The sequence below is a fragment of the Erysipelothrix aquatica genome (assembly GCF_009828775.2).
Taxonomy (GTDB): Bacteria; Bacillota_I; Bacilli_A; order Erysipelotrichales; family Erysipelotrichaceae; genus Erysipelothrix; species Erysipelothrix aquatica.
Genome location: NZ_WTSY02000094.1, coordinates 1 through 811 on the forward strand (window position 1 = coordinate 1; position 811 = coordinate 811).

1 protein-coding gene is annotated in these 811 nt (G+C 33.7%); it reads left to right on the plus strand.

Annotation, left to right across the window (positions count from 1 at the left end; genetic code table 11):
• Positions 1–811 (plus strand): ABC transporter permease (locus GVV20_RS10600; protein WP_250690220.1); only part of this gene is annotated, 811 nt, incomplete at both ends.

The window sequence follows — 811 nt, forward strand, 5'->3', positions numbered from 1 at the left end:
GTATATTGCAATAAAAGAAATTAAGAAAGAGAAAGTTCGCTTTGGAATGATTATTTCTGTAATAGTCTTAATATCGTTCCTTGTATTCTTTTTGTCCAGTTTAGCGTATGGACTATCGCAGTTAAACCGAACTGCAATTGATCACTGGGATGTTGATGGTGTAATAATTACTGAATCCTCGAACAAGAACCTGTATTCATCACAAATCAATCTTTTCGAAATAGAAAATTTAAAGAATGAAAATGTGGAGTACCTAACTGTTAGCACATCAAATGCGAAGATTAATGAATCACAAACTTTATCTCTTACATTTATGGGATATGAAGATGTGAATTCTTGGATTATTCCTAAAGTTATAGATGGTGAAATTAATTCGGAAAAAGATGAAGTTGTGATTACCAATAACATAAAAGAAAAATATTCTGTATCAGTTGGAGATAAACTAGTCCTCTCGAATACGGACAGAGTATTCAATATTAGTGGTTTCACAGAAAACTCGAATTTTAACACTCTGCCAGTTGTTTATGGACATGTTGATGACGTTTCAAGCGTAATCCTTAATTATGATACGTCTTTAAGCAAGTCAGATGCAAATGCAAGTGCTACTGAAAATATGCCGCAACGTATCAACGCAGTTATGATAAAAGATCGGTCAATATTGAATGAGGGCGATATTCCAAGTGGTTTAATGTTTGTTGATACTGAATCGTTAGTCGAGTCTCTACCCGGATATTTGCCACAATTACTCACTTTTGGTCTGATGATAATTTCATTGTCTGTCATTGCAGCAGTGATAGTAGGGATATTTATT